This window comes from Calidithermus terrae, assembly GCF_003574345.1.
Classification (GTDB): Bacteria; Deinococcota; Deinococci; order Deinococcales; family Thermaceae; genus Calidithermus; species Calidithermus chliarophilus.
The window spans coordinates 1-3,674 of the sequence record NZ_QXDL01000300.1 but is presented as its reverse complement, the minus strand read 5'-3'; the positions used below and the strand labels follow the sequence as shown (position 1 = coordinate 3,674).

Annotated in this window: 4 protein-coding genes; 1 reads left to right on the top strand and 3 read right to left on the bottom strand. The window is 72.8% G+C overall.

Features of this window, described 5'->3' with window-relative positions; all coding sequences use genetic code 11:
* Nucleotides 1-127 precede the first annotated feature (127 nt).
* The gene (locus tag Mterra_RS19670) at nucleotides 128-571 is read right to left on the bottom strand and encodes an MgtC/SapB family protein (protein ID WP_119316666.1); all 444 of its coding nucleotides are present in this window, start codon (nucleotides 569-571) and stop codon (nucleotides 128-130) included.
* Between the two features lie 151 nt (nucleotides 572-722).
* Between Mterra_RS19670 and Mterra_RS19665 the strand changes: the two genes are divergently transcribed.
* The gene (locus Mterra_RS19665; RefSeq protein ID WP_119316665.1) at nucleotides 723-1,244 is read left to right on the top strand and encodes a hypothetical protein; all 522 of its coding nucleotides are present in this window, start codon (nucleotides 723-725) and stop codon (nucleotides 1,242-1,244) included.
* 49 nt (nucleotides 1,245-1,293) lie between these two features.
* Here the strand turns inward: Mterra_RS19665 and Mterra_RS19660 are convergent, their stop codons facing one another.
* Both Mterra_RS19660 and treZ read right to left on the bottom strand, forming a co-directional pair.
* Nucleotides 1,294-1,815 (bottom strand): YciE/YciF ferroxidase family protein, encoded by a 522-nt coding sequence (locus Mterra_RS19660; protein WP_027892068.1) that lies wholly within the window; start codon nucleotides 1,813-1,815, stop codon nucleotides 1,294-1,296.
* A 123-nt stretch (nucleotides 1,816-1,938) separates the two neighbouring features.
* A partial coding sequence (gene treZ / locus Mterra_RS19655) for a malto-oligosyltrehalose trehalohydrolase (RefSeq protein ID WP_119316664.1) occupies nucleotides 1,939-3,674 on the bottom strand: 1,736 nt, incomplete at its 5' end.

Genomic DNA, 3,674 nt, shown 5'->3' with positions numbered 1-3,674 from the left:
GTTAAGGGGGGTAAAGAAAAGGCGTCTTGCGTCTTGCGTTTTGCGTATTGCGTACGACGTAGGACGTACGACCCGCGCCCGGCTACAGGCTATCGGCTATGGTCTATCGGCGTTAGACGTTCAGCTATCAGCTACAAACCGCCCGCCCCAGCACCTCCAGGATGAGCAGCAACAGCAGCGTGGTGCCTGCGGCGAGCAGGTAGCGCTCGAGGCCCACCGCCACCCCGACGCCCGCGGCGGCCAGCAGCGAGGCGGCGGTGGTGAGGCCGCGCACGCCCTGGCCGCGCGAGACGAAGATGGTGCCCGCGCCCAGGAAGCTCACGCCCGCCACCACGGCCTCGAGCACGCGGCTGACGTCGAGCCGCGGCGAGCCGTCGGCGGCGGGGTAGCGCTGCAGCATCACCTCGCCCAGGATCACGAACAGCGCCGCGCTCACCCCCACCAGCATGTGGGTGCGGAAGCCCGCGGCTTTGCCCTGGGCCTCGCGCTCCCAGCCGATCAGGCCGGTGAGCCCGGCCGCGACGAGGAGGCGCGCGAGCAGGCTGAGGTCGTGGCTGAGGGCGGGGTCCATACGGGCTCCAGGGCAGTATTTACACCCGCGAGTGCCCGGGCGCAAGCCCCTTTGGTGGGGACGCGCGGGGTACTATGGAGCGATGCGCCGCCCGGGAGCGCCGGGCCAAACTGTTTTGGAGCCGCCCCCAACGGGGCAAGGGGGGTATTCGTTGGGCCTCATTCAATTCATCGCACTCACCGAGGACCGGGGGGCCGTGGCGAAGGTCGAGCGGACGCTCGAGCGCCACCGCCCGCGGGCCCAGCTCTCGGTCGTGGTCCGCGCCCCCCGCGCGCCCCTGGGCGGCAGCCGCGCCGAGACGCTGGAGAACGGCACCACCCTCATCCGCACCGCCGACGTGGGGGCCGTCGCGGCCGACGGCTTCGCCGCCGAATGGCTCGAGCGCCTCGCCGAGGAGGACAGCGCCCCCCACCGGCCGGGGCTGGCCCCGCTGGGCCGCCTGCTCACGGAGATGGGCCTCACGCCCGCGGAGGCCCGGCGCTACCTGGGCGAACTGTACCAGGGGGCCACGCTGGTGCTGCTGCGGGGCTCGGCCGAGGCGGTGTGGCAGGCCATGAACGCGCTGGAGTGGTCGCGCACCCGGGTCATCGAGAACGCGGCCGAGGGCGGCCAGGCCCCGGGCGCCACCCCCCCTCCGCTGGGCGAGGCCGAGGGGGCTGAGCCGAAAAAATGAAAGAGGGCCGGGAGCTCCCGGCCCTCACCCCTTGATCCCGCAGGCAGGGTCAGCGTGAGCCGCGCGCGCCGCTCGAGCCGCCCTCCGCCGCCTCCGGGTTGATGAGCGACTCGGCCAGGCGGGTGAGCTTCTCGTCGGTGGCCTCCTCCTCCTCGAGGGTGCTGCCCAGCAGCTCCTTGTCCTCGCGCTTGCCCAGCATCTCGGCGAAGGTGCACACGCTGCCGTAGGCCGCGATCTCGTAGTGCTCGACCTTCTGGGCCGCCACGATGAGCGCGGCGTCAAAGACCGCGGGGTCGGCCTCCTTCCGCTTGCCCAGCAGCTCCTCCCCCTCCTTCAGCAGCCCCTCGATGCCCTCGCAGTGCTCGCCGGCGGGGTCTTCGCCCATGGCCTCGAAGACCTTCTCCAGGCGCTGGATCTGTTTCTTGGTCTGCTCGAGGTGCATCTGGAAGGCCCGCTGCAGCTCGGGCGAGGAGGCGGCCTCCATCATCTTGGGCAGGGCCTTGGTGATCTGCTTCTCGGCGTCGTAGAGGTCGCGCAGTTCTTCGAGGTATAGGTGTTCCAGGCTGTGCATTCGTCACCTCCTAAGGCGTTTGTTGCGGATAGCGTCCACGAAACGCTGCGCCGTGGACCCCTCCCAGCCTAGGCGGCGGGACGGCGGCCCACATCGCCCCCATGGGTGGCGGGGGTTAACCCTTTAGTGTGCGGCCCGCCCGGCCGCCTCCAGCACCACCGCGCCCGCGGCGGGCACGTGCAGCACCCCGCCCTGCAGGGCTGGCTCGCCGTCGCTGGCTAGCAGGACGCGCCAGGGGCCCGGAGGCAGCTCGACGCGGGCGCCTTCGCCCCAGTGGGCCACCAGCAGCAGCACCTGGGGCGGGGTTTCCCGCCGCAGCAGCAGGGTTTCGCCGTCCGCGGGCCAGGCCCGCTGACTCGAGCGCTCGCGCGAGCGCAGGGCCGGGTGGGTGCGGCGCAGGCGCAGCAGGGCGCGGTAGAACTCGAGCGTGGCCCGGTGCTCGCCCGCCTCGAGCTCACCCCAGTCGAGCTTGGAGCGGAGGAAGGTCTCGGGGTCCTGGGGGTCGGGGATGGGCCCGCCCGCCGCGAAGCTCGAGAAGCCCGCGAACTCGGCGCGCCGCCCCTCGCTCACCCGGCGCCCCAGCTCGGCGGGGTGGTCGGTGAAGTAGAGGAAGGGGCTGCCGGCGGCCCACTCCTGGCCCATGAACAGCAGCGGGGTGGCCGCCTCGAGCAGCAGCAGCGCCGAGGCCGCGCGGAAGGCCCCCGGGCTCACCTGGTGGTTGAGCCGCTCGCCGTGGGCACGGTTGCCCACCTGGTCGTGGTTCTGGACGCAGTGCACGAAGGCGGGCAGGCGGACACGGGCGGGGTCGCTGCCCCGGGGGCGCCCCTCGCGGCGGGTGGGCTGGCCGCAGTAGACCCAGCCCTGCTCCAGCGCCCGTGCGACCTCGGCGGCGGTGCCGTCGTACTCGGCGTAGTAGCCCTCCGAGTCGCCGGCTAAGGCCCGGCGCAGGCCGTGGTGGAAGTCGTCGGCCCACACCGCGTCGAGGCCCAGCCCGCCTTCCTCCGCCGGCAGCACCAACCGCGCCTCGTTGCGCTCGTCCTCGGCGACGAAGGCGAGCGCGCGGGGGATGCGCTCCCTGGCCCGCTCGGCGATCTCCCGCAGCACGTGGCGGGGGGAGTCGTCGAGGAGGGCGTGGGTGGCGTCGAAGCGCAGGCCGTCGAGGTGGAACTCCTCGAGCCAGTACAGCGCGTTTTCCACGAAAAAAGCCCGCACCGGCCCCAGCTCGAAGTTGGGGCCGTCGCCCCAGGGGGTCTTGTGGCGGTCGGTGAAGTGGTCGCGGCTGTAGGCCCACAGGTAGTTGCCGTCGGGGCCCAGGTGGTTGTAGACCACGTCCAGCAGCACCGCCAGCCCCTGCGCGTGGGCCGTGTCCACCAGCCGCTTGAGGTCTTCGGGCCGCCCATAGGCGCGGGCGGGGGCGTAGAGCGAGACCCCGTCGTAGCCCCAGTTCCAGCGGCCGGGGAAGTCGGCCAGGGGCATGAGCTCGAGCGCGCTCACCCCCAGCCCGCGGTAGTGGGGGAGCTTCTCGGCCAGGGCGGCGAAGGTGCCCTCGGGGGTGGCGGTGCCCACGTGGACTTCCATCACCACCAGCTCCTCCAGGCCCCGCCCCTTCCAGCCGCTATCGGTCCAGGCGAAGGCGGGGTCCACCACTTCCGAGGGTCCGTGCACGCCCTCGGGCTGGTAGCGCGAGGCGGGGTCGGGGAAGGGCCCCTCCCCGTCCACGCGGTACTTGTAGCGCGCCCCCGGCCCCAGCCCCTCGAGCCAGGCCGTGAAGTAGCCTTCGCCCTCGGGCTCCATCGGGTGGCGCGACGCCTCGCCCTCCTGGTAGAGCGCCACCTCCAGCCGCTCGCGCCCCCCTGCCC

Bases quoted from the DNA above. Each gene is read 5' to 3' on its own strand.
- Mterra_RS19660 (WP_027892068.1), bottom strand. From the start codon at position 1,815: ATGCACAGCCTGGAACACCTATACCTCGAAGAACTGCGCGACCTCTAC.
- Mterra_RS19670 (WP_119316666.1), bottom strand. From the start codon at position 571: ATGGACCCCGCCCTCAGCCACGACCTCAGCCTGCTCGCGCGCCTCCTC.